Annotated in this window: 18 protein-coding genes; 8 read left to right on the top strand and 10 right to left on the bottom strand. The window is 72.7% G+C overall.

What is annotated here, in order from left to right:
- Nucleotides 1-75: 75 nt before the first annotated feature.
- The 3 genes from OHA98_RS38980 (at nt 76) to OHA98_RS38970 (ending at nt 4,127) form a co-directional block, all read left to right on the top strand.
- Nucleotides 76-1,452 carry a condensation domain-containing protein gene (locus OHA98_RS38980; RefSeq protein ID WP_266932857.1) on the top strand — a complete coding sequence of 459 codons (1,377 nt, stop codon included), beginning with the start codon at nt 76-78 and terminating at the stop codon, nt 1,450-1,452.
- A gap of 44 nt (nt 1,453-1,496) precedes the next feature.
- Complete coding sequence (locus tag OHA98_RS38975; protein ID WP_266932855.1) at nt 1,497-2,738, top strand: acyl-CoA dehydrogenase family protein; 1,242 nt, start codon at nt 1,497-1,499, stop codon at nt 2,736-2,738.
- Nucleotides 2,739-2,882: 144 nt separating this feature from the next.
- Nucleotides 2,883-4,127, top strand: a complete 1,245-nt coding sequence (locus OHA98_RS38970; protein WP_266932853.1) for a cytochrome P450 — start codon at nt 2,883-2,885, stop codon at nt 4,125-4,127.
- 224 nt (nt 4,128-4,351) lie between these two features.
- Here the strand turns inward: OHA98_RS38970 and OHA98_RS38965 are convergent, their stop codons facing one another.
- The 3 genes from OHA98_RS38965 to OHA98_RS38955 all read right to left on the bottom strand — a co-directional run bounded on the left by OHA98_RS38965 (nt 4,352) and on the right by OHA98_RS38955 (nt 7,460).
- Nucleotides 4,352-5,701 carry an NAD(P)/FAD-dependent oxidoreductase gene (locus tag OHA98_RS38965; protein ID WP_266932852.1) on the bottom strand — a complete coding sequence of 450 codons (1,350 nt, stop codon included), beginning with the start codon at nt 5,699-5,701 and terminating at the stop codon, nt 4,352-4,354.
- 41 nt (nt 5,702-5,742) lie between these two features.
- Entirely contained in the window at nt 5,743-6,174 is a 432-nt protein-coding gene (locus tag OHA98_RS38960; RefSeq protein ID WP_266932850.1) for an SgcJ/EcaC family oxidoreductase, read from the bottom strand.
- A gap of 104 nt (nt 6,175-6,278) precedes the next feature.
- On the bottom strand, nt 6,279-7,460 hold the full coding sequence (locus OHA98_RS38955; RefSeq protein ID WP_266932848.1) for an acyl-CoA dehydrogenase family protein: 1,182 nt from the start codon (nt 7,458-7,460) through the stop codon (nt 6,279-6,281).
- A 257-nt stretch (nt 7,461-7,717) separates the two neighbouring features.
- Between OHA98_RS38955 and OHA98_RS38950 the strand changes: the two genes are divergently transcribed.
- Nucleotides 7,718-9,301: a 4-hydroxyphenylacetate 3-hydroxylase family protein gene (locus OHA98_RS38950; protein ID WP_266932847.1), complete on the top strand. Its 1,584-nt coding sequence runs from the start codon at nt 7,718-7,720 to the stop codon at nt 9,299-9,301.
- Nucleotides 9,302-9,435: 134 nt separating this feature from the next.
- Here the strand turns inward: OHA98_RS38950 and OHA98_RS38945 are convergent, their stop codons facing one another.
- The 5 genes from OHA98_RS38945 to OHA98_RS38925 all read right to left on the bottom strand — a co-directional run bounded on the left by OHA98_RS38945 (nt 9,436) and on the right by OHA98_RS38925 (nt 15,217).
- On the bottom strand, nt 9,436-10,449 hold the full coding sequence (locus tag OHA98_RS38945; RefSeq protein ID WP_266932846.1) for a GNAT family N-acetyltransferase: 1,014 nt from the start codon (nt 10,447-10,449) through the stop codon (nt 9,436-9,438).
- Nucleotides 10,450-10,550: 101 nt separating this feature from the next.
- Nucleotides 10,551-12,215 (bottom strand): thiamine pyrophosphate-binding protein, encoded by a 1,665-nt coding sequence (locus tag OHA98_RS38940; RefSeq protein WP_266932844.1) that lies wholly within the window; start codon nt 12,213-12,215, stop codon nt 10,551-10,553.
- 92 nt (nt 12,216-12,307) lie between these two features.
- Entirely contained in the window at nt 12,308-13,306 is a 999-nt protein-coding gene (locus tag OHA98_RS38935) for a class I SAM-dependent methyltransferase (protein WP_266932843.1), read from the bottom strand.
- A gap of 241 nt (nt 13,307-13,547) precedes the next feature.
- A complete protein-coding gene (locus tag OHA98_RS38930) occupies nt 13,548-14,081 on the bottom strand; it encodes a carboxymuconolactone decarboxylase family protein (protein WP_266932841.1) in 534 nt (177 codons plus the stop codon).
- 503 nt (nt 14,082-14,584) lie between these two features.
- Nucleotides 14,585-15,217 (bottom strand): acyl carrier protein, encoded by a 633-nt coding sequence (locus OHA98_RS38925; protein WP_266932839.1) that lies wholly within the window; start codon nt 15,215-15,217, stop codon nt 14,585-14,587.
- A gap of 307 nt (nt 15,218-15,524) precedes the next feature.
- Between OHA98_RS38925 and OHA98_RS38920 the strand changes: the two genes are divergently transcribed.
- From OHA98_RS38920 to OHA98_RS38910, 3 genes are all read left to right on the top strand, one after another.
- The gene (locus OHA98_RS38920) at nt 15,525-16,760 is read left to right on the top strand and encodes a helix-turn-helix domain-containing protein (RefSeq protein WP_266932837.1); all 1,236 of its coding nucleotides are present in this window, start codon (nt 15,525-15,527) and stop codon (nt 16,758-16,760) included.
- A gap of 375 nt (nt 16,761-17,135) precedes the next feature.
- Nucleotides 17,136-18,011, top strand: a complete 876-nt coding sequence (locus OHA98_RS38915; protein ID WP_266932836.1) for a hypothetical protein — start codon at nt 17,136-17,138, stop codon at nt 18,009-18,011.
- Between the two features lie 80 nt (nt 18,012-18,091).
- Nucleotides 18,092-19,066, top strand: a complete 975-nt coding sequence (locus OHA98_RS38910; protein WP_266932834.1) for a proline dehydrogenase family protein — start codon at nt 18,092-18,094, stop codon at nt 19,064-19,066.
- A gap of 77 nt (nt 19,067-19,143) precedes the next feature.
- Here the strand turns inward: OHA98_RS38910 and OHA98_RS38905 are convergent, their stop codons facing one another.
- Together OHA98_RS38905 and OHA98_RS38900 are read right to left on the bottom strand one after the other, a co-directional pair.
- Entirely contained in the window at nt 19,144-19,854 is a 711-nt protein-coding gene (locus tag OHA98_RS38905; protein WP_266932832.1) for a 4'-phosphopantetheinyl transferase superfamily protein, read from the bottom strand.
- A 109-nt stretch (nt 19,855-19,963) separates the two neighbouring features.
- On the bottom strand, nt 19,964-20,446 hold the full coding sequence (locus tag OHA98_RS38900) for a hypothetical protein (RefSeq protein WP_266932831.1): 483 nt from the start codon (nt 20,444-20,446) through the stop codon (nt 19,964-19,966).
- 595 nt (nt 20,447-21,041) lie between these two features.
- On the opposite strand from OHA98_RS38900, the gene OHA98_RS38895 reads away from it, so the two are divergent.
- Nucleotides 21,042-21,500: a hypothetical protein gene (locus tag OHA98_RS38895; RefSeq protein ID WP_266932830.1), complete on the top strand. Its 459-nt coding sequence runs from the start codon at nt 21,042-21,044 to the stop codon at nt 21,498-21,500.
- Nucleotides 21,501-21,562 lie beyond the last annotated feature (62 nt).

Below are 21,562 nucleotides of genomic sequence, written 5' to 3'. Positions count from 1 at the left end.
CGCCTCCCCACCACCGCACGGTCCATCCCGGTCGGCATCCCGGACCGGTCATCGCAGGAGAAAGGACTGGTCCACGTGACCATCACCGACGTGTCCCCGGAGACCGCCGAGCCCGGCCGCCGTATCCCGCTGTCGTTCAACCAGGAGTTCCTGCGCGGCTTCGACAAGGGCGAGACCGATGGCGCGTTCGGACACCGGCACACCCTCGTGTGCGGCTGGCGGGTGACCGGGACGCTCGACACCGAGGTGCTGGGCCAGGCCCTGAACGACATCGTGGAGCGCCACGAGGTGCTGCGCACCTCGATCCACGGCGACGAGTCGGGCAGTCACCAGGTCGTCCACCCCGCCACGCCCGCCGAGCTGCGGGTGGTGGACCTGCCGGACGACGGCCGCCCGCGCGACGAGCGCGCCGAGGCCTTCCTCAACGAGCTGGACGCCGCTCCCTTCAGCGTCTCCGTGCTGCCGCACCTGCGGGCCGAGTTCGGCCGCTTCGACGCCACCGACGGGGTGCTGGTCCTGGTCACCCACCACACCGCCACCGACGCCTGGTCCGTACAGCTGCTGATGCGCGACCTGGCCACCGCCTACACGGACCGGGCCGCGGGCCGGGCACCGCAGGAGACCGGCCCGGTGCACCAGTACCAGGAGTTCGCCCAGTGGCAGCAGGACAGCGCCGACGGGCCGCGCACGGAGCGCGAGCGGGCGTACTGGAGCGAGCGGCTGGCGGGGGCCGAGATCACCGGCATCACCACCGACCGCCCGCGCGAGGACGTGCCCGCCGCCTACGGTGTGCACCGCTTCGTCTTCGACACCGAGCTGTCCAAGGCCGTCACCGGGTACGCGAAGGCCACCCGCAGCACCCCGTTCATGGTCCTCGCCGCGGCCTACAGCCTGCTGCTGCGCGGCCTGACCGGCACCACCGACGTCGTCTTCCCGACCTTCTCCTCCGGACGGTACGAGGAGCGGTTCGCGGACTCGGTGGGCCCGTTCTTCAACTTCGTACCCATCCGCATCGACACCACCGGCTCCGCCACCTTCGGCGCGGTGCTGGAGCAGGCGCGCGCCGCCTGCCTGGGGGCGTACCAGCACGAGATCCCGTTCGCGCACATCGCGCAGGACAGCCCCTCGCTGCTCGCCCCCTTCGCCGACGGCTTCCTGGCCGTCGTCGCCTTCGAGGTGCTCCAGTCCCCGTTCGCCGGGGAGAACGGCGGGACGGACGGCCCCCGGTTCGCCGAGATCCGCCGCCGGGTCCTGTCCCAGAACGTCAGCTCCGCCATCCCGGACGGCGGGCTGTGGGCCATGGACGTCCTGCCGGACGGTGATCTGGCCGGCAGCCTCAAGTTCGACAACAACCGGTTCGACGAGGCCACCGCCGTGGCGCTCGTGGAGCGCTTCCGAGCCCTGCTGCACACGCTGGCAACGGCTCCGGACACCGCTGTCGACGCCGGCTGAGCCCGCACCGCCCGCGCCCACCGAGACGTAAAGGGACCAGATCCATGACGACGACTCTGCCCGGCACCTTCGCGGCCGGCCCCGTGTCCCCTCCGGAACCCGGCCTCACCCCGGACGAACTGGTCGCCCGTGCCGAGGCCCTGGCCGCGACGCTCGTCGGGCGGCAGGCGGAGACCGAGGAGCGCGGCCACTACGCCGAGGACACCCACGAGGCCTTCTCGCAGGCCGGCTTCTACCGCATCCTCGTCCCCCGGCGCTACGGGGGTTACGGGTTCGGCCCCGAGACCTTCGTCAGGGTCGCGACGGCGCTGGCCCGCGGCTGCCCCTCGACGGGCTGGATGTATCTGTTCGGGGCCGCCCACGCGCTGGTGGCGGGTGCGGTCTTCGACGAGCGGACGCAGGAGGAGCTGTTCGCCGGCGGCGAGTTCATCTGCCCGGCGACCGTCGCCCCCACCGGGTCGGCCGAGCCGGACGGCGAGGGCGGCTGGGTGCTGAACGGCACCTGGAACTACTGCTCGGGCGCGCCGTACGCCACCCACTTCATCGGCCACACCCTGATTCCGCAGGGGGAGGGGCAGCCGCCCGCGCCGCTGATGTTCGTCGTCACCCGTGACCAGTTCGAACGGCTCGACGACTGGGGCGACCAGCTGGGTCTGCGCGGCAGCGGCTCCCACAGCCTGCGCGTCGAGAACGCCCGCGTCCCGGCCCACCACACCCTCGTCGGGCACCTCAGCCGGCTGCCCGTCACCGACGAGCTGCCCGGCCGGGTCCTGCACGGCGGTGAGTACGGCGGCGGCCCGCTCAGCTTCATGCTGCTCGAACTCGGCGTGCTCGCCGTCGGCATGGCCAAGGGCGCACTGGACGCGTACGAGGAGCTGATGCGCGAGCGCACCACCTCCTTCTTCCCGATCGTGCCGCGCACCGAGGACCCCGACTACCAGTTCCGCTACGGCGAGGCCACCGGGCTCATCGCGACCGCCGAAGCGGCCGTGCTGCACGCGGTCGGTCAGTGGCAGGCACTGTGCCACCGCGAGGCGGCGGCCTTCACCCGGGAGGAGGAGCTGCGGCTGGCCACGGTCAGCCGCGAAGCCGTACGGCTGTGCTGGCGGGCGGTGGAGAGCCAGCTCTTCCCCACGGCCGGGTCCAGCTCGGTCCGGCACGGCGAGCGGATCGAGCGGGTGTGGCGCGACCTGTCGATGCTGCACAGCCACGCCGGCAACGGCATCTTCCTCGCCACCCACGCCAACCGCGAGCTGTCGCAGGCCCACTTCGGCCCGCGCGGCTGACCGGGCCCGCCGCTTCCCGGTGCGGTGCGGGAAGCGGCCGACCGGGCCCGCCGCTTCCCGCACGGCACCGCCGCCTGCTCCCGCACCGCCCCGTACCGCCGCCCGCCCCGCCGTCCCAGGCCAGAAGAGAAACCGGATACTCCCATGGAGCAACGCTGCCCGTTCGCCCTCGACACCACCGGCCGGGACATCCACGGCGAGGCCGCCACCCTGCGCGAGCAGGGCCCGGCCACCCAGGTGGAACTGCCCGGCGGAGTGGTCGCCTGGTCGCTCAACAGCCATGACGTCATCAGGAAGGCGCTCACCGACCCGCGGGTCACCAAGAGCGCGCGGTCCCACTGGCCGGCCTTCGTCAACGGCGAGATACCGCCGGACTGGGAGCTGATCAGCTGGGTGGCCATGGACAACATGGTCACCGCCTACGGCAAGAACCACGTACGGCTGCGCAAGCTGGTCGGCAAGGCGTTCACCCCGCGCCGCACCGAGGCCTTCCGGCCGCGCGTCGAGGAGCTGACCAAGCAGCTCCTGGACGCCCTGGAGACGGCCGGGCCCGACGAGGTGGTGGACCTGCGGGAGCGGTTCGCCTACCCGCTGCCGGCCCGGCTCGTCGCCGACCTGATCGGCATGGAGGAGGAGGCCCGCGCGAAGACCGCCAAGGTCATCGACGCGATGGTCGACACGACGGTCACCCCCGAGCAGGCGCAGGCCGTGCTGGCCGGCTGGCGCGGGGCGATGGCCGACCTGATCGCCGACAAGCGGCGCGAGCCCGGCGAGGACATCACCAGCGACCTGGTCGCCGCGCGGGACGAGGACGGTACGGCGCTGTCGGAGGAGGAACTCGCCGACACCATCTTCGCCATCCTCGGTGCCGGTTCGGAGACCACGATCAACTTCTTCGACAACGCCATCACCGCCCTGCTCAGCGATCCCGCGCAACTGGAGCTCATCCGCTCCGGCCGGGCCACCTGGGACGACGTCATCGACGAGACGCTGCGCGTCGAGTCACCGCTGGCGCACCTGCCGCTGCGCTACGCGGCCGAGGACATCGAGCTCGACGGGGTCACCATCCCCCGGGGCGACCCGATCCTGGTCAACTACAGCGCCGTGGGCCGCGATCCCGGGCTCCACCCGGACAGCCCCGGCACCTTCGACCTGACCCGGCCCGACAAGGCGCACCTCTCCTTCGGGGTGGGCCCGCACTACTGCCTGGGGGCCGGAATCGCCCGGCTGGTCGCCACGACGGGGCTGTCCCAGCTGTTCGAGCGGTTCCCGGACCTGTCGCTGGCCGTGGAGTCCGGTGAACTCCAGCCGCTGCCGACGTTCATCATGAACGGTCACCGCAGCCTCCCGGTCCGCCTGACCGCCCCGGTCCCGGCGGCCGCCGCCTGACGCCACCTCCGCGACCGCACGCACGCCGAAGGGCTGCCCCGGCCGGACCGGGGCAGCCCTTCGGGCGTTCCCGCAGGCACGCCCGGACCACAGCGGCCCGCCGCCCGTACACAGGACGAGGACAGGACAAGGACAGCACGACGCCCGGCCGGGGATCCGGCCGGGCGTCGTGGGCGGGCGTCGTGGGCGGGCGTCGTGCTGGCCTGGTGCGTTGGGCGGACCGGTCAGGCCGCCGCGGTCTGCTTGCCGCGCCGTGAGCCCTTGAGCACGCGGTACATCATGCGCGGGCTCATCAGGGCCTGCGGCGATTCGACGAGGCCCGCCACCCGCATGAAGGTGCCGGTGATGCGGCCGTCGTGGACCGCCGCCGCCTGGAGCCGCGCCATGTACGCGCCGCCCGTACGCACCTTGGCGTTCCGTACGCCCTCGACCTCGGGGTATCCGAGGTCGCCGCCCGCGGAGAAGTCCCAGGGGACGTCGATGACACCGGAGACGTCACGATGGAACTCCAGGGGCTGCGGGACCGGACCGCGGCTCAGGTGGCCGGCGAGGACCTTGGCCTCCATCGCGGCGACCGTCATGCCCTGCCCGTAGACCGGGTTGAAGCTGCACGCCGCGTCGCCCATCACCAGCAGCCCGGCGGGGAACGTCCGCAGCCGCTCGTAGTGGCGGCGCACGCTCGCCGGATAGCGGAAGGTCGCGCCGTCCCCGACGGGTTCGGCGTCCTGGAGGACGTCGTAGATGTCGGAGACCGGAAGGGTCTTGGACCAGGCCAGGAATCCCTCCAGGTCGGCCGGTGCGCTGTCGCCCAGCACACCGGTCAGCGAGACGGTGACGAGCCCGTCCTCGATGCGGGAGAGGAACGCCCCGCGCCGGTGGCTGGGCGAGGACACGGGGTTGATGGACAGGTCGCCGTTCAGCACGGAGAGGTCCGGCAGCCGGAAGCGGCGCGTGGTGTAACTGAGGTCGATCTTGATGCGTTCCTCTTCGGGACGCTCGTACCCGAACTCCTCCAGCCACGTCGGTGTGCGCGAGCCCCGGCCGCTGGTGTCCACGACGAGCCCGGCATCGAGGACCTGCTCCGCGTCCCCGGGCCGCTGGCCCTGGACACGGACCCCGGTGACGGTGGAGTGCGCGCCGTCCGTGACGAGGCCGACGATGTCGTGCCGGTCGCGGAACGTCACGTTCTCCAGCGCCGCGACCCGCTCCCGTACCCGGCCCTCCAGCAGTGGACGGGTGGCGGAGACGCACACCAGCCCCGTGGTGGCGGGGCTGAGCCGGCGGCCGTTGAAGTACCAGCGCAGCTCCCCGAGGTCACCCGTGGGGATGCCCGCCGCCACGGCCTCCTCGGTGAAGCCGGGGAACAGCTCGTCGAGAATCTGCTGCCCGCGGGCGAGCAGACCGTGCACATGGCGGCCCTGGGGCACCCCCCGGCGCGCCTCGGCGCCGGGGGACATGTCGTCGCGGTCGACGACCACGACATCGCGGTACGTGTCGGCGAGCACCCTGGCGGCCAGCAGGCCGGCCATGCTGCCGCCGAGAACCACCGCGCGGCCTGCGTTCGTTACGGCCATCGCGGTCACCTCCTTGTGGCAAGTACGGAGCGGACGGGACGTCAGGCGGCGTGAAGGGGGGTGTTCTGGTACGCGGCGAGGTGCCAGCCGCCGCCGCGCTTGACCACGACCCAGGAGCCGTGGACGGCACGCTCGGGGCTCGGCTCGCTCTGCCCCGGGGCGAGGATGCCGCCGCGGGTGATGAGGATGCCGGACTCCGCGTCGGCGAAGCGGATGTCGACCGGGGTGCCGGTGACCCGGGTGCCCTTGAGGGGGCCGGTGAACGCCTCGGCCATGAAGCCGGCGATGGCCTCCTGGCCCTGCTGGAAGACGCCGGGCAGGATCATCGTGCCGTCGGGGGTGAAGACATCGGCGAACGCCTGGGCGTCGTGCGCGGCCCAGGCGGCGACGATGCGGCCGGGCACAGCCGCGACGGCGGCCTTGTCCTCGTCGGAGATCTCGATGATGGGCGCGTCGGTGGTCTGAGCAGTCATGTCCGTGGGCTCCTCGGTCGCGTCGAATGCGGTCTCGTCTGGTGCGGTGCTGTGCGGGCTGGGACTGTTGCGGTGCGTGCTGCCTCTGTCGGGTGCGTGAGGCGTCAGATGTAGAGCGTGTTCGGCTCCTGGCCGCACAGGATGCGGCCGTAGAGCTCGTTGTTCGTGTTCGGGTTCATCAGGGCGTGCAGGTTGATCGCCTGGATGTCGCGGACGACGCGCTGGATGGGAATGTCGCGGTAGATCGAGGAGCCGCCGCTGGCGGAGGCGAACAGGTCGACGGCCTCCTTGGCCAGCCGGCACACCGCACCCAGGTCGGCACGGGCACGGGCACGCTCCTCCAGCGTCCAGGTGTCGCCGGACTCGCCCTTGCCGTCCACGAGCGCGGCCAGCCGGTGGGCGTGGAACTCGGCCTGGTCGGACTTGAGCGTCGCCTCGGCGGCCTGGAAGTGGGTGAGCGGCGCCTCGGCCTGCTGCTGGTACGAGGTATAGGTGATGGTGCGTCCCGGCAGCCGCTCGAAGAAGGTGTCCCGGGCGGCATGGGCCAGTCCCAGTGCGGTGCCCACCGAGGAAGCCGAGGCGACGGGCAGCAGCGGGACGCGGTAGACCGGCGTGTCGGCGTTGAGCTCGGAGGCGTAACTCCCCTGGAGGATGGCGCCGAGCGGCAGGACGCGCTCCTGCGGGACGAAGAGGTCCTGGGCGACGGTGCTGACGCTGCCGGTGGCGCGCAGACCGGAGGTGTCCCAGTCGTCGATGATCGTCAGCTCGTCGATCGGCACCAGCGCCATCACCGGCTGCGGCGGTCCGTCGGGACCCTGCAGGACGGCGATGATCTCCTGCCAGTGGCTGTGCCGGGCACCGCTGACGAAGCCCCACTTGCCGTTGACGGTGATACCGCCGGGCGCCGGCGTGGCCAGCGCGGACGGGCTGAGGGTGCCGCAGATCCGGACGTCCGGGGTCGAGAAGACCTCGTCCTGGACGCTGTCGGGGAACAGGCACGTCATCCAGGTCGGAATCCAGTAGACGGCCGTGGTCCAGGCCGCGGCGCCGTCGGCTCGGCCGAGAGCCGCCGCGACGTCGACCAGCGTACGGGTGTCGGACTCGTAGCCTCCGTAGCGCTTGGGCACCCGCAGCCGGAAGAGTCCGGCGTCCGCCAGTGCCTCGACGGTCTCGTCCTGGAGCCTTCCGTCCTGCTCCGCCTGCGCGGCGTTCTTCTTCAGAAGCGGTGCCAGCTCGACTGCGCGCTGGACGAGTTGCGCCCGCGTGGGGATGTCGGCGGTCAGCATCGGTTTCCTCCTGGACGTGACGATCGTGGAGAGGGGCAGTGCTGGAGAGACCGTCACACCGGCAGGGGACGAGAGGCACCTTTTGAATTGCGCACCTGGCACCGGCGGCACGGCGCACGAGGACCGCGCCGCCCCGTGCGGTGGTCCCGCACGCAGGGAGAAGCCCCGGCCTCCGCCGGCTGCCACGATGGCAGCCCGGCACGCCCGCCGCCGCGCCCCGGTGTCGGGCGGTGAGGGGATTCGAGGGAAGAGGGCTCATGACCGATCAGCACCGCTCCGGCGCCGAGAGCCGTCCCGGGTCCTCGGTGAGCCGGCCGCTCACCGGCGACGAGTACATCGAGAGCCTGCGCGACGACCGGCAGGTGTTCCTGTACGGGGAGCGCGTCAAGGACATCACCGCCCACCCGGCGTTCCACAACCCGGTGCGGATGACGGCACGTCTCTACGACGCCCTGCACGACCCGGCCACCCAGGACGTCCTGACCACCCGGACGGACACGGGGAGCGGCGGACTGACCCACCGCTTCTACACCACACCGCACAGCGCCGAGGACCTCGTCGCCGACCAGCAGGCGATCGCCGCGTGGTCCCGGATGAGCTACGGCTGGATGGGCCGCAGCCCCGACTACAAGGCGGCCTTCCTCGGCACGCTCGGGGCCAACTCCGAGTTCTACGGGCCCTTCGCCGACAACGCACGGCGCTGGTACCGCGAGGCCCAGGAGAAGGTCCTGTACTGGAACCACGCGATCGTCCATCCGCCGGTGGACCGCAGTCTGCCGCCGGACGAGGTGGCCGATGTCTTCGTGCACGTGGAGAAGGAGACCGACGCGGGGCTCGTGGTCAGCGGTGCGAAGGTGGTCGCCACCGGCTCGGCGCTGACCCACCACAACTTCATCGCGCACTACGGACTGCCCATCAAGAAGAAGGAGTTCGCGCTGGTGGCCACGGTGCCCACCGGCGCCCCCGGGGTGAAGCTGATCTGCCGCCCCTCCTACAGCGCCACCGCGGCCGTGATGGGCACCCCGTTCGACTACCCGCTGTCCTCGCGGCTCGACGAGAACGACACGATCCTGGTGATGGACAAGGTCCTCATCCCCTGGGAGAACGTGTTCATCTACGGGGACATGGCCAAGATCCAGATGTTCTCCTCGCAGTCCGGCTTCATGGAGCGCTTCACCTTCCACGGCTGCACCCGGCTGGCCGTCAAGCTGGAGTTCATCGCGGGAGCGCTCGCCAAGGCCCTGGAGGTCACCGGCACCCAGGACTTCCGGGGTGTGCAGACCCGCCTCGGTGAGGTCCTGGCCTGGCGCAACCTCTTCTGGGGCCTCTCGGACGCGGCGGCGCGCAACCCGGTGAAGTGGCACAACGGGGCGGTACTGCCCAACCCGCAGTACGGCATGGCCTACCGCTGGTTCATGCAGATCGGCTACCCGCGCGTCAAGGAGATCATCGAGCAGGACGTCGCGAGCGGCCTGATCTACCTCAACTCCAGCGCGGACGACTTCAAGAACCCCGAGATCCGCCCCTACCTCGACAAATACGTACGGGGCTCGAACGGCATCGAGGCCGTGGACCGGGTCAAGGTGCTGAAACTCCTGTGGGACGCGGTGGGAACGGAGTTCGGCGGACGCCACGAGCTCTACGAGCGCAACTACGCCGGCAACCACGAGAACACCCGCACCGAGCTGCTGTTCGCGCAGACCGCCTCGGGGCAGATCGACGACTACAAGGCGATGGTCGACCAGTGCATGTCGGAGTACGACCTGGACGGCTGGACGGTGCCCGACCTGTCCTCGTTCGAGGGGCTCAGAGGCGTCCGCAGGAACCTGCCCGGCAGCTGACCCGCGCCGTCCCACCGGAGGCGGCGCGGACGTCCACCGGTAGCGGCAGGACGTGCCCACCGGCAGCTCGGCGCGGGCGTCCACCGGTAGCGGCAGGGGTGTGACCGGGACAGCCGTTCAGGTGTCCCGGTCCGTCACCCGTTCGGTCCGGTGCCGCCGGTGGGGATACCGGCCGTGGGAATACCGGCCGTGGGGGTCTCCACCAGCAGCCGTTCACGCACGAGCCGGTAGCCGATCATCCGGTTCACGGCGAGCATCGGGGCGTTCTCCCGGTTCACGGTGACCGTGACCGACCCGGCCTCGGGAAACAGTTCGTGCAGCCGCAGCGTGTGGCGGGCTTTCATCCAGCGGGCCAGCCCACCGCTCCGGTGTCCGGGCAGTACGGCGGTGTCGTGCTGGTCGGCCGCCCGCGCACCGGTATCGGCCACCGTGGCCACCGTCGCGCCGACGACCTCGCACGAGGGCAGATGGACCACCGCGCTGACGAGCAGTCGCCGCCCGGCCATCTCCGCCTCCCAGGCGCGGACCGCCGCGGTGTCCCAGGCCCGGGAGGCCATCTGCAGCTCGGCTCCGGGCGCGTCCAGCACATGGCCCATCACCCGCCCGAACGAGGGCGCCCATTCCGCGGGCGCCGCACGCTGCCAGGACACCACCCGGTAGCCGGGGTGAGGATCCGCCGCCAGCTCGTGGCAGCGCCTCAGGACGTCCCGGTCGAGACGCTGTTCGTGCAGCTCCAACCGCAGCATCACGCGCCACCGGCGAACGAACCGCTGGCCGGGCGTCCCCGCCGGCACCAGCGCCTGGATCCGCTCCGTCCCCCGGTCCCCGGCCTCTGCCGCGATCCGGGCGAGCAACGCCGCCCCGGTGCCCCGGCACCGTGCCCGCGGCGCCACGGTCAGACGGAGGAACCCGACCGCGGGATCGTGCCGCTGCGGCCGCAGGTCGGCCACCGCACAGATCCGCCCGGCCTCCCGGGCGGCCCACCGCCGTACCCCGTCCCCCGGCCCGGCGCGCAGCCGTTCGGCCGGCGCACCGGGCTCCGTCGCGACTCCGGACAGCTCTGCCTGCCCGTCCGCGAACACCCGGCACCAGGCCGCCAGTTCCTCCGGGCCGGACTCCCTGACCTCGAACTCCTCAGTCGTCAGCACCGTCCGCAACCTACCGTCGGGGTGGCCCCTTCGCATGCACGCGGGCCGGCACCCGTACCGCTGCCCGGGGCCGCCGGTCGCGTACCCCGGCAGCGGCCGCGTCACCCCCGGTGGTCCGCCGGGGCCAGCAGATCCTCCAGGAACGGCGCCACCACCGTATGCACGATCTTGCAGTCCAGCAGCAGGGTGCCGGGGCAGCCGCGTTCGCGCCAGGCCGTCACCTCGGCCAGATCCGCCGGAACGCGTACGGTGACGGCGCGGGCGCCCAGCGCGCGGGCCGTCCCGGCGAAGTCGGTGTCGTCGAAGTTCACCATCGCGGGGTCCGCCCCGCGCGGGGTGTACATGTGGTCCTCGAATCCGTACGACGCGTCGTCGTACACCACGACCAGGCAGGACCGCCCGCTGCGCACCAGGGTCTCCAGCTCGGAGAGCCCCATCAGCCCGCCGCCGTCGCCGATCGCCGCCACCGTCGTCCGGTCGGGGCGGCCGACCGCGGCGCCGACCGCCCCCGCCAGCCCGAGGCCGATGCTCTGGAAGGCGGCCCCGGTGAAGACCATCGCCGCGGGGTCGGGCACCGGCCAGTACATGGCGGGCCAGGAGATGAAGTGGCCGCCGTCCAGCACGAGGGTGCGCTCGGCGGGCAGCAGTCCGGCCAGGTGACGTGTGAGGGTGCGCGGATCGATCCGCCCCGCGCCGGAGGCGTCCTCGCACGGCACCGTGTCCCAGCGGCGGGCGGCCGCCGTGCGGGCGGCCGCCGACCGCCAGGTACCGGGACCGGCCGGCGGAGCCGCCGGGCCGAGGGCGTCCAGCAGCCGGGTGGCGACGAGCGAGGCGTCCCCGACCACGGAGAGGTCCGCGCGCCCGGCCGGTCCCGGACCCGGCTCCAGGTCGATCCGTACGACGGTGGCGTCGGGGTCCAGCAGCCGTCCGCCGTGCAGGGTGAAGGTGTCCAGGCTCGCGCCGAAGGCCAGCACCAGGTCGGCGCGGGAGATCAGCCCGGCGGGCTCCGGGGCGGCGAACCCACCGCAGATCCCGAGGGACCAGGGGCTTTCGTCGAAGAGCCCGTTGGCCATCACCGTCGTGGTGAACAGCGCGCCGAGCCGGTCCCCGAGGTCGCGCAGCACCTTGCCGGCCCCCGAGCGCCAGGCGCCCGCTCCCGCCAGTACCAGGGGCCGCCGGGAGCGGGCCAGGGCCCGGAGCACCGCCGCCGGCACGTCGGGCCGGACCGTCGCGGCCGGTGCCGCGATCGGGTTGGCGCCGGGTGCCGAAGGGGGGGACACCTCGGCACCCAGCAGATCACCGGGCAGCATGACGACGACGGGGCACTGCCGGGTACGGGCGAGTTCCAGCGCGGCGGAGGTCCGCGCGAGGGCGGTGGCCGGATCGGTGAGCCGTACGACGGGCACACCGAGCGAGGTGACCAGCGCGCTCTGGTCGATGTCGTGCGGCCTGGGCCCACCGGTCGGCGCGTCACCGCACAGCAGGACGGCGGCGGAACGGTTCTTGGCCGCCTCGCCCAGCGCCGTGGCCGCGTTGGTGAGCCCCGGCCCATGGGTCGTCGTACAGACCGCCACCTCCCCCGTCACCCGGAAGTAGGCGTCGGCCATCGCCATGGCACCGCCCTCGTGGCGGGCCGCCGTGTAGTGGACGCCCGCTTCGGTCAGGGCCGCGGCGGCGAGGATGTTGCCGCCGCCGACCAGACCGAACGCATGGCGGACGCCGGCGGTTGCGAGGGTACGGGCGACGGCGGCGGCGAGCGTGGGCATCGGGTTCTCCTACACGCCCCGGGCCGACAGGAGGTGCCGGCTTCCGGGGGCGGTGACGGCAGCCGGGCATGAGGTACCGGGGAGCGGACGGATCAGGCCAGTTCGAAGATGACCTCCCCGACGGTCAGCTCGATGCGGTTGGTGCGCACGAGCTCCCAGCCGCCTTCGGCGAACACCGACTCCCAGTCGTCGATGGTCGGCAGGAAGGTCCCCATCAGATCGTGTCCGAGCTCGAAGCCCAGGGTGAAGACCGGCAGTTCGGTGTCCGGCAGCGCCGTGCGGGTGGCGTCGCCGATCAGCAGCCGGCGTGCGGCCGGGAAGACCTCGCGCAGCCGGCGCAGGGTGGCCACGCAGTTCTCGCGCGGCCAGAAGTCATGGCCCATCATGAAGCAGGTGACCAGCTCGATGTCGGCGAACTCCGGGCGCGGTTCCAGCCGGAGCACGTCCCCCCGCACGAACTCGGAACGGTCGGACAGACCGATGTCGGCGGCTTCCTTGCGTGCCACCTCCAGGGACGGAGCGGCGATGTCGACCCCGATGCCCGTGGTGCCGGGGAAGCGGTGCAGCAGGTCCATCAGCCGGCCGCCGCTGCCGCAGCCGAGATCCGCGACACGGGTGACGGGGAAGTCGAGGCGCTCGATGGCACCCCAGTAGGCCGGGGCGTAGGTGATGTCGTCGATCTCGCGGCAGGCGAACGCGATGGCCGCCGGGTCCCTGCGGTAGTAGGCGCCGGTGCGCTGTTCGTTGCGCAGCACCCGGGGGATCTGCTGGAAAAGCTCGGCGCTGCCCCGGCCGAGCCAGTGGAAGAAGGACTTGTTGTGGTACACCGCGTCGAACCCGGACAGCGGGATGACGGCGGTGCCCTCGCGGTGGACGAGTCCGACCGAGGCCATGGCCCGGAAGAGACCGGTCGTGGAGAGAGCGTCGAGGCCGCGGCGCTCCGCGAATTCGGATGTGTCCAGGGTGCGTTCGCGGTAGAGCTCCTCCAACGCCCCCACCTCCCACGCGGCGGCGATGGCGAAGGCCGCGACGGCCGAGTTGTAGATCGTGGCAACGCTGCGCGCGCTGGTCGGCGCGATGTCAACGGTCACTGCTGAGCACCTCATCCCGGTGGTCCTGCGACGGGTCGTCCCCGCCCCGGCCCACCGGCGGGACCGGTGGGCGATTCGCGGTCCATGTTCCGAGCGCCCCGTCGGGGCGGGCATCTCCGGCGTTGCTCAGCTCTTTGAGCCGCGCCGTGGTGTCCGGCGCGGTCTGTTCAGGTGGACGGGGCCGAGGTGCGGACGAGGTGTGGACGAGGTGCGCGGGAGACGGCCCGGTCAGGAGCGGGGTTCAGCCCCGGTAGCCCCGCTCGACGATTCGCTCGGCCGTCCGCGTGTAGTCGGCGGGGTCGGAGGGGAGAGCGGTGGCCAGGCCGTCGACGTAACGGTTGAACATGCAGAAGGCGGCGGCGATCAGAACGGTGTCGTGGAGGTCGGTGTCGTCGGCACCCTCGGCGCGGGCGGCCGCGACGGCCTCGTCGGACACCGGGCGCGCCGCGGCCTGTACCTCGGCCGCGATACGGAGCAGGGCGCGCAGCTTGGGACCGACCGGCGCGGTGGCGGCGTCGGTGAGCACCGCGTCGACCAGGGCCCGGCCGCCGTCGAGCTGGGCGGCGGCGAAAGCGCTGTGGGAGGCGGAGCAGAACGCGGTGCCGTTGAGCTCGGAGACATAGGCGGCGATCAGCTCGCGCTCGCCCCGGCTCAGCGAGGACGGCGCGGTCAGCAGGGCGTCGGCCAGCCTGCCCAGCGGTTCGCCGGTGTCCGGCCGGTGCGCCATCAGTCCGCTGATGCCGGGCAGATCGTTGTCGAGCGCTATGTGCGTCACGGGATGTCCTTCTGACGGCGGATCGGGGCAACTCGGCCCGGCGGCCGGTCGAGGCTGCTCGGCCGGAGGGTGTGGATCAGGGCCACTCGACGTTCTCGCCGGAACCGGTCCGGACACCGGGCGCGGGCGCGGGGTGCGTGATGTTCATGGCTGCTCCTCGTACGGGACTGCGGTGCGGTCATCGGCCGATGGGCATCCGCCGATGACAGGAAGCTAGTGAAGACGGGCTCCCATGGCAACGATTTGCCAGACTTTGGCAACTTGCCTGTATGAGCGGAGTACGGGCGGGGCGTCGGGTGGAGTACGAGGAGTGCGGGCGGCGTACCCGGAGTACGGGCGGAAGCCCTGGTGGCGCAGCGGCGGAGAGCTCCGGACACACGAACGCCCCCGGACGGCGCGAGCCGGCCGAGGGACGCAAGGGGGCAAGGGACGCAAGGGGGCGAGGAGGCGGGGAACGAAGGGCGAGGGAGCGCGAAGGCGGAAGGAGTGAGAAGGCGGAAGTGCTAGGCGGCGCGGCTGCGCGGCGTGTGGGCGGGGCGCGGGGACTCGGCGAGCAGTCCACCGAGCAGCAGCACCTGGCCGGCCAGCGTGGTGGCGCCCAGGATGTCGCGCACCGGGACGTCGACGCCGAACTCCTTCTCCAGACGCCGCACCAGGCGGGTGCCGAGCAGCGAGTCGCCGCCGAGGGCGAAGAAGTCCGAGTGGTCGAAGGGGACACCGCAGCCGAGCAGTTCGGCCCACTGCCGGGCGACGAAGGTACGGATGCTCCGGGTGGTCACGACGGGCCGGGCCCGGTGCGCCGGCCCGCGGGAGAGCCTCGTGCGGACGAGGACGATCTGGTCCCCGAGGTTGCGGCGCGACATGTCGTGCATCGTGACCACCACGCCGAACCGCTTGCCGACGCGCCGCGCCAGCCGGGTGATCAGGAGCGAGTCGCCACCGCGGGCGAAGAAGTCGGAGTGCTCGGTGAGGCCGGCGCAGCCGAGCAGGTCCCTCCACGCCTCGAAGAGGAACTCCCGGACCTCGCACACCGGATCGGCGGGCCGGACGGGCTCGTCCGCCTCCGTGCTCCGGGCTGCCGGGGTGTCGGCCGGGGCGCCCGTGGCGGCGATGACTGCAAAGCGGTCACTGGTCATTTCGGCCACTCCCGTGGGCATGGTGGGTTCGCCGTATCGGCTCGATCCGTTCCGTGTGTTGCCAAGTCAGCCTAGGGCAGCCCCGACCGACTTGACAACAACTTACCAAGGTTTGGGCAAGATCCTTTGCCAGGCAGGGTGGTACGTATCCCGCCAGCAGCGATAGCTTCCGAGGTCAGACGTTTGCCAAGCGGAATGGTTCATGGATATCCTGTGGCATAACTGGAACGAGCGGTGTGACACGACTACGGCAACATGTGCCAGGGCCGGAATCATCCGTAATCCATCCACCCGTTGGGGCGTGCACGTGCTGGAGCAGCCATCCTTCGGCCGCCGACTGAGGCAGCTGAGGACCGAACGCGGCCTGTCGCAGGCCGTCGTCGCCGGGGACGGTATGTCGACCGGCTATCTCTCCCGTCTGGAATCGGGCGCACGCCAGCCCACCGAACGCGCCGTGGCGCACCTGGCGGGCCAGCTGGGCATCAGCGCCGCCGAGTTCGAGGAGTCCAGAGCCACCTCACTCGCACAGATACTCTCCCTCGCCACCTCGCTCGAATCCGATGAGACCAGCGAGCTGCTGGCCGAGGCACTGGAGTCGTCGCACGGTCAGGAGCCGATGCTCCGCTGGCAGGCCCTGTGGCTGCTGGGCCAGTGGAAGCGACGGCACGGCGACCAGGAAGCCGAGCGCGCCTACCTCGACCAGCTCGTCGTGCTCAGCGAGGAGATCGGCCTGGCCGAGCTGCGCTCGCGTGCCCTGACACAGTTCGCCAGGTGCCTGCGCGTCTCCGGCGAGATCACCCCGGCGGTCGACGCCGCGGCGACGGCGTACCGGCTGGCCCGGGACAACAGCCTCTCCACCCAGGACGTGGCGGCCACACTGCTGGTCCTGGTGTCCGTGGAGGCGGAGGCCGGACGGATGCCGGACGCCCGCCGGCACGCGGACGAGCTGACCGCCCTGGTCGAAGGGCGTTCCGACACCCTGTGGGCCGAGTCCCTGTGGACGGCGGGCGCCCTGAAGGTGCGGGAGGGCGAGTTCGACGCGGCCGAGTCCCTGTTCCAGCGCGCTCTGGACGGCTTCGACAGCCGCGAGAACCTCACCATCTGGCTGCGGCTGCGGGTGGCCATGGCGGAGCTCCAGCTGCAGAGGTTCCCGCCCGACCTCGATGCCGCCCAGCGCTGCATCGAGGCCGCCGAGGCCGCTCTGCCCTTCGCCCGTACGCCCGCACTGGAGCAGTCCCTGACCGCCCTGCGCGCCCGTCTGGCCTTCCACGAGGGCCGGCCGGCGGACGCCCGCGCCCTGCTGGACCGGCTCGGCCGGACCGATCTGCGCCTGCCGTACCAGACGCGGATACGCCTGGAAGTGCTCGGCAATCAGCTGCGCATTCTCGGCGGCGAGGAGGACGAGGGCCTGGCCGGCCTGCAGCAACTGGCCCTGCAGGCACAGGAGAACGCCAACATCGATCTCGCCGCCGAAATCTGGCGGCTGGCCGCGGAGTGCCTGATGGAGGCGCGGGGCAAGAAGCAGGGCGTCGCAGCGGGCTGACCCCCGGCGGCCCCACCGGCCGAGCCCGTTCTCTTCCCTCCCTCTTCGTTTCCTCTCCCTTCCTCGCCGAGCCGCCCTTCTCGCCCTTCCCCTTCGGGCTGTCCCACCGCCTCCCCTCCCCCGGTGCCGCCGGGAGAGGGGAGGCGGTCGCATGCCCCGCTCACCCGTCCGCACTGTTGCCAACGCGTGCCAGGGTGTGGCAATATTTTGCCTACACATGGAAACGTGAATACTGAGCCCGGATGTGACACTTCCGACCAGAGGTGGCGGACCGTGGAAATCGCGAGATCGAACAGGGAATTCTCCGCTGTGGCGGTACTCGTCGACACCGAGCCGCTTGGCAATATATTGCCAACATCCTTTGCCAAATGGGGCGTGGGCGTCGTCCAGGTACGCAGCGACTCCGGTGCCGATCCCTGCCGGACCGCGGCCCTGATCGCCCGGCACCACCCCCTGGGGGTCATCGCCGGCCGGGCCTCCGGCGTACCGCTCGCCGCGGCGCTGGCCGGACGGCTCGGGCTGCCGGGGGTCCCGGTTCCGCCGCCTCTGCCCCGGGCGGCCTTCCCCCGTGCCCCCCACCGGTCCGACGAGCGCGAGTACACCGTGGAGACCGTCTCGTGCGCCGGTCGGCATGTCGTCGTCGCGGTCCGACGGCACCGTACCCGGCGGCAGGGGCCGTTCACCGTGCCCGACCGCACCTCGCTGGCAGCACCCGGTCACGGTCCCGTGTCCGCGCTCATCGCCCGTACCCGGGACACGCTCGACGCGCTCGGGATCACCCACGGCCCGGCCCGCACCTGTCTGGTGCTCACCTCCCGCGGCCCGCAACCGGTATCGGCCCTCCCCCTCCTCGGCGATGTCCTGCCCGGATACGACGACCTGTGCCTGGGCACCAACCTGGCCGATCTGACCGCACTGGCCCATGCGCGGCCCGAGGAATTCCTGGACCGGTGGGCGGGAGCGGACTACTCCCCCCTCTGCGAGGCCGATGTCCTCGTCACCGGGGTGGAGCCGCACGGCACGGCCGACCGGCTCGGCCAGGACGTGATCGACGCGATCGAGTCGCTGCCCTCCGTCTACTGCTTCGACCCGGGTACGCGGCCGGGCACCGCTGTCCGCACGGCCGCCGGCCGCCGGGCCTGCACCGGTGTCATCCACACCCTGCACCGGTCCCGCCGGCAGCTGGCACTGGACCGGCTGCGCATCCGCAGGCTGACCCGGCCTCAGGAGAAGGCCTCGTGCCCCGGCTGACCACGGCCCCGGCCCCGGCGCCGGACGCCGCCCGCACCGCAGCCCTGTCACGCTCCGAGGACCGACACCGAGGCGCAGCCATGACCGACGAACTCTCCCAGCGGGCCCTGCTGGAGGCCGCGTCCGAGGGGCTGCGCAAGCTCGCCGCCGACTCCCTCGTCCGCACCGCCCCGACCGGGCCCGGCTCCGTCCTCCAGGACATCCTGGCCCCCGCCGCGCGGCGCTACGTGCCCGCGCCGGACCGGGCCGGATTCCTCGAACGCGCCGACCGGCTGCGGACCAAGGGCTATCTGCTGAGCGCCGAGTACACCACCGACCGCCCGTACCCGGACGATCCCGCGGAGGTCGAGCGGACCGTCGCGGAGTACCTCGCCCTGCTCGCCCACGAACCGGTGCCGGAGCGGCTCGGCTTCGACCTGGCCCAGGTCGGCCTGGCCCGGTCGGCCCGCCTGGCCACGCGGAACACCGGCCGGATCGTGACGGCCGCGGCCAGCCGCGGAAGCGAGGTCGTCCTGAGCATGGGGCCCGCCCCCGGCGTCGATACCGTGCTCGACGCCTACCGCGAGCTCCGCGCCAGCCACACGAACCTCGGCATCACCCTCCAGGCCCATCTGCACCGCACCCCGCACGACGCGGCGGAACTGGCCCGGCCCGGCTGCACGATCCGGCTGGTCAAGGGCGCCTCACCGGAACCCGGCCATATCGCCCTGCCGCGCGGCCCGGCGCTGGACGACCGATACCTGGATCTCGCCCAACTGCTCCTGGAGCGCGGGGTCCGGCTCAGTCTGGCCACCCAGGACCCCGCGCTGCTCGCCTCGGCGCGGCAACGAGGACTGCTGCGGCGGACCGTCGAGATCGAGATGCTCCACGGCGTGCAGCCGGCCCTGCTGCGCCGCTTCCGGCAGGACGGGCTGGTGTGCCGCATCCACGCCCCCTACGGCACCGGCTGGTGGCCGCATCTGCTGCAACGGCTGGCCGAGCACCCGCCGATGGTGCTGCGGGCACTGGCCGACATCGGAACGGACGGCGCCGCCCCCGCCGAGAACAGCTACTGACCCGGCGGGAAGCGGGAAGCGGGAAGAGCCGCCGGCGCCCGTGCGGAGAGCGGACGGCCACGACCGCCGCCGCACGGTCAGCCGGACAGCGGTCCCCCGGCCGCGACCGCCGCCGCGGCCGCGTACCCCAGGGGCACCGCGACATCCTCCACCCGCCAGCCGGGCAGTGCGGCGGCCGTCGGCCCGGTGCCCACATAGTCCAGCGAGGGACTCCGGGCCAGGCCCGTACCGAGACCCTTGAGGTAGGCCTCCTTCCGTACCCAGACACGGGCGAACGCGTCCGGGCGCACACGCTCCTCACAGGCCGCCAGTTCCGCCTCCTCCCGCGGATGCAGCACCCCCCTGATCTCGTCGGCGGCCTCCACCGAACCCGTGGTCTGCACGTCCACGCCCACCGGTGCGTCGGCGAAGGCGAGGAGCGCCAGATCACCGCTGTGCGACAGCGAGAAGTGCAGCGGCACCCGGAGGTCCTCGGCCGCGGGCCTGCCGTGCGGCTCGCCGCAGCAGGGGCAGGGCTCGCGGCGGAAGCGCACCCGGTGCGCCGCGATGCCCAGATGGGCACCGAGCAGGACCCGGAGGGCGACATGGGCGGTGACGTAGCACCGCCGGTCCAGGGGGCGGTGCAGCTCGGCCGCACGGTCGTGTTCCGTATCGTCCAGAATCTGCCGGGCGAGGTCGTCGACCGCCCCGGGCCGTACGTTCGCGTCGGCGAGCCACAGTTGGCAGGCGCCCCCGGGCGGGCGCACCGGGCCGAGCGCGGCGCCGGGAACCAACAGCCGGGGAACCAAAGGCCGGGGAACCAGCGGCCGGGGTACCAGCGGCCGCGAGACCAGTGGCCGGGGAGCCCGGAGCCCCGGGACCACGGGCGCCGCACCCCGCGTGCTCCGGACGCTGGGCTCAGTACGCATGACCGGAGGCCGTCGCCACGACGAACCGGTACGCGGCGTCCAGGGTCCGCCGGCTCTGCCTGGCGGCGTCGGAGTCCCGGTCCGGCGTGTCCCCGCAAGGCGCATCCCCGTAAGGCGCTTCCCCGTACGGCACATCCCCGTATGCCCCGTACGCCCCGTACTCCACCGGCAGGGACAGCAGTCCGGCCAGGAGCCGGGCCAGTCTCCCGTCGTTCTCCTGGACGAGTGCGAGGGAGCCCTCCCACAGCGCGGCGCGCACCCGGTCCGCGGTGAGCAGGCCGTCGCCCGCCGCCGCCATCGCGAGCAGGCCGGCGATGCGCCGCTCCAGCGGAGTGGGGGTCCAGGAGCCACCGCGCGCGTCCGCCACGAGCGCGTCCAGGAAACCGCACGGGCACACCGCGGACAGGAAGCCGCACGGGCACACCGCTGACGGCTGCGGCGTGCCCGGGGACCGTACGGGGGCGTTCGGCATGGTGACTCCTCATGGAGGAACGGGTGTCGGAGGCGGACCGGCCCCGACGTGGGCGGAGCACTCCGGCGGTTCCGGCACCGCACACGGCCGGCGGGTCCCGTCCAGCGGTGCGGTGACGGGTCCGGAGAGGGGTCTCCGGGGGTCGGGGGCTGCCTGCCGTCCGCCGTGTCCGGCACGCGGGATCACGCGCGGGCGGTCACGCCCCATCCAAGTCGCGGCGGCCGCCGACAGGCACGCGAAGATGGCCAAGTCGCGGCACAATCCGTGGCCGGCACGCATTCAGGCAGGTCCGAAGGGCTGTCCGGGGACGATCCGGCGGTGTCGCATCGATCGTCTCCGCGCACGTGCACCGATCGTTTCCGCGTACGTGCACCGATCGATTCCGCGCAGGTGCACCGATCGTTTCTGCGCACGGAAGGAGACGCCCGCCCCCGGCCACCGGTCCGAGAATGATGCTTCTCGGCACGGGGTGGCGGGCCGCCCGGCGGACCGGAGCACGGACCCACCCGGTACGGAGCCCCCGCCGCGCACCGCGCCGCGTGCACGCCGAACCGCACCACCGGTCCGGTGCCAGACCCGGCATGGGAGGCAGAGCATGAGCGATATCCGCCCGGCGGCCCACGGGGCCGAGAAGGAACCGGCGGCCGCGCCGGCACAGGTGCTCGGGGCGGCGGCCGCCGCCTCCACCGCGTACACCTCGGCGGCGGCGAAGGGCGCGGCCACGGCGCTGGTGCGCATGTTCATGGAGCAGGGGGTGTTCGGCTTCGCCGGGGCCGTTCCCGACGAGGACGGCCTCGGGGACGCGGACGCCTTACGGGCCGCCGCCACCGGGGCCGATGCCGGGACCGCCGCCGAAGTCGCGGCCGCCGCAGCTCCTGCCGCCGCCGAACCCACGGACTGGGACCGGATGTGCGCCGCTGTCGCCCGCGCCGAGGCGAACCGGCCCGCCCTGGAGCGTCAGCCGGCCGGCCCGGGGCTGCGGCTGCTGGGGGAGGCGGTGGCCCGCGCCGGGTCCCGCGCATCCCGGCTGCGGGCGGTGCCCCCGGCCGCCTGAAGTCCCGGGCAGGGCAGGGCGGAGCGGGGCCGGGCGGTGCGGAGCAGTCCTGAGGATGCGCC

It is taken from the genome of Streptomyces sp. NBC_00654, assembly GCF_026341775.1.
Lineage (GTDB): Bacteria > Actinomycetota > Actinomycetes > Streptomycetales > Streptomycetaceae > Streptomyces.
The sequence above is the reverse complement of the archived record's forward strand: the minus strand, read 5'-3'. Positions and strand labels throughout refer to the sequence as shown.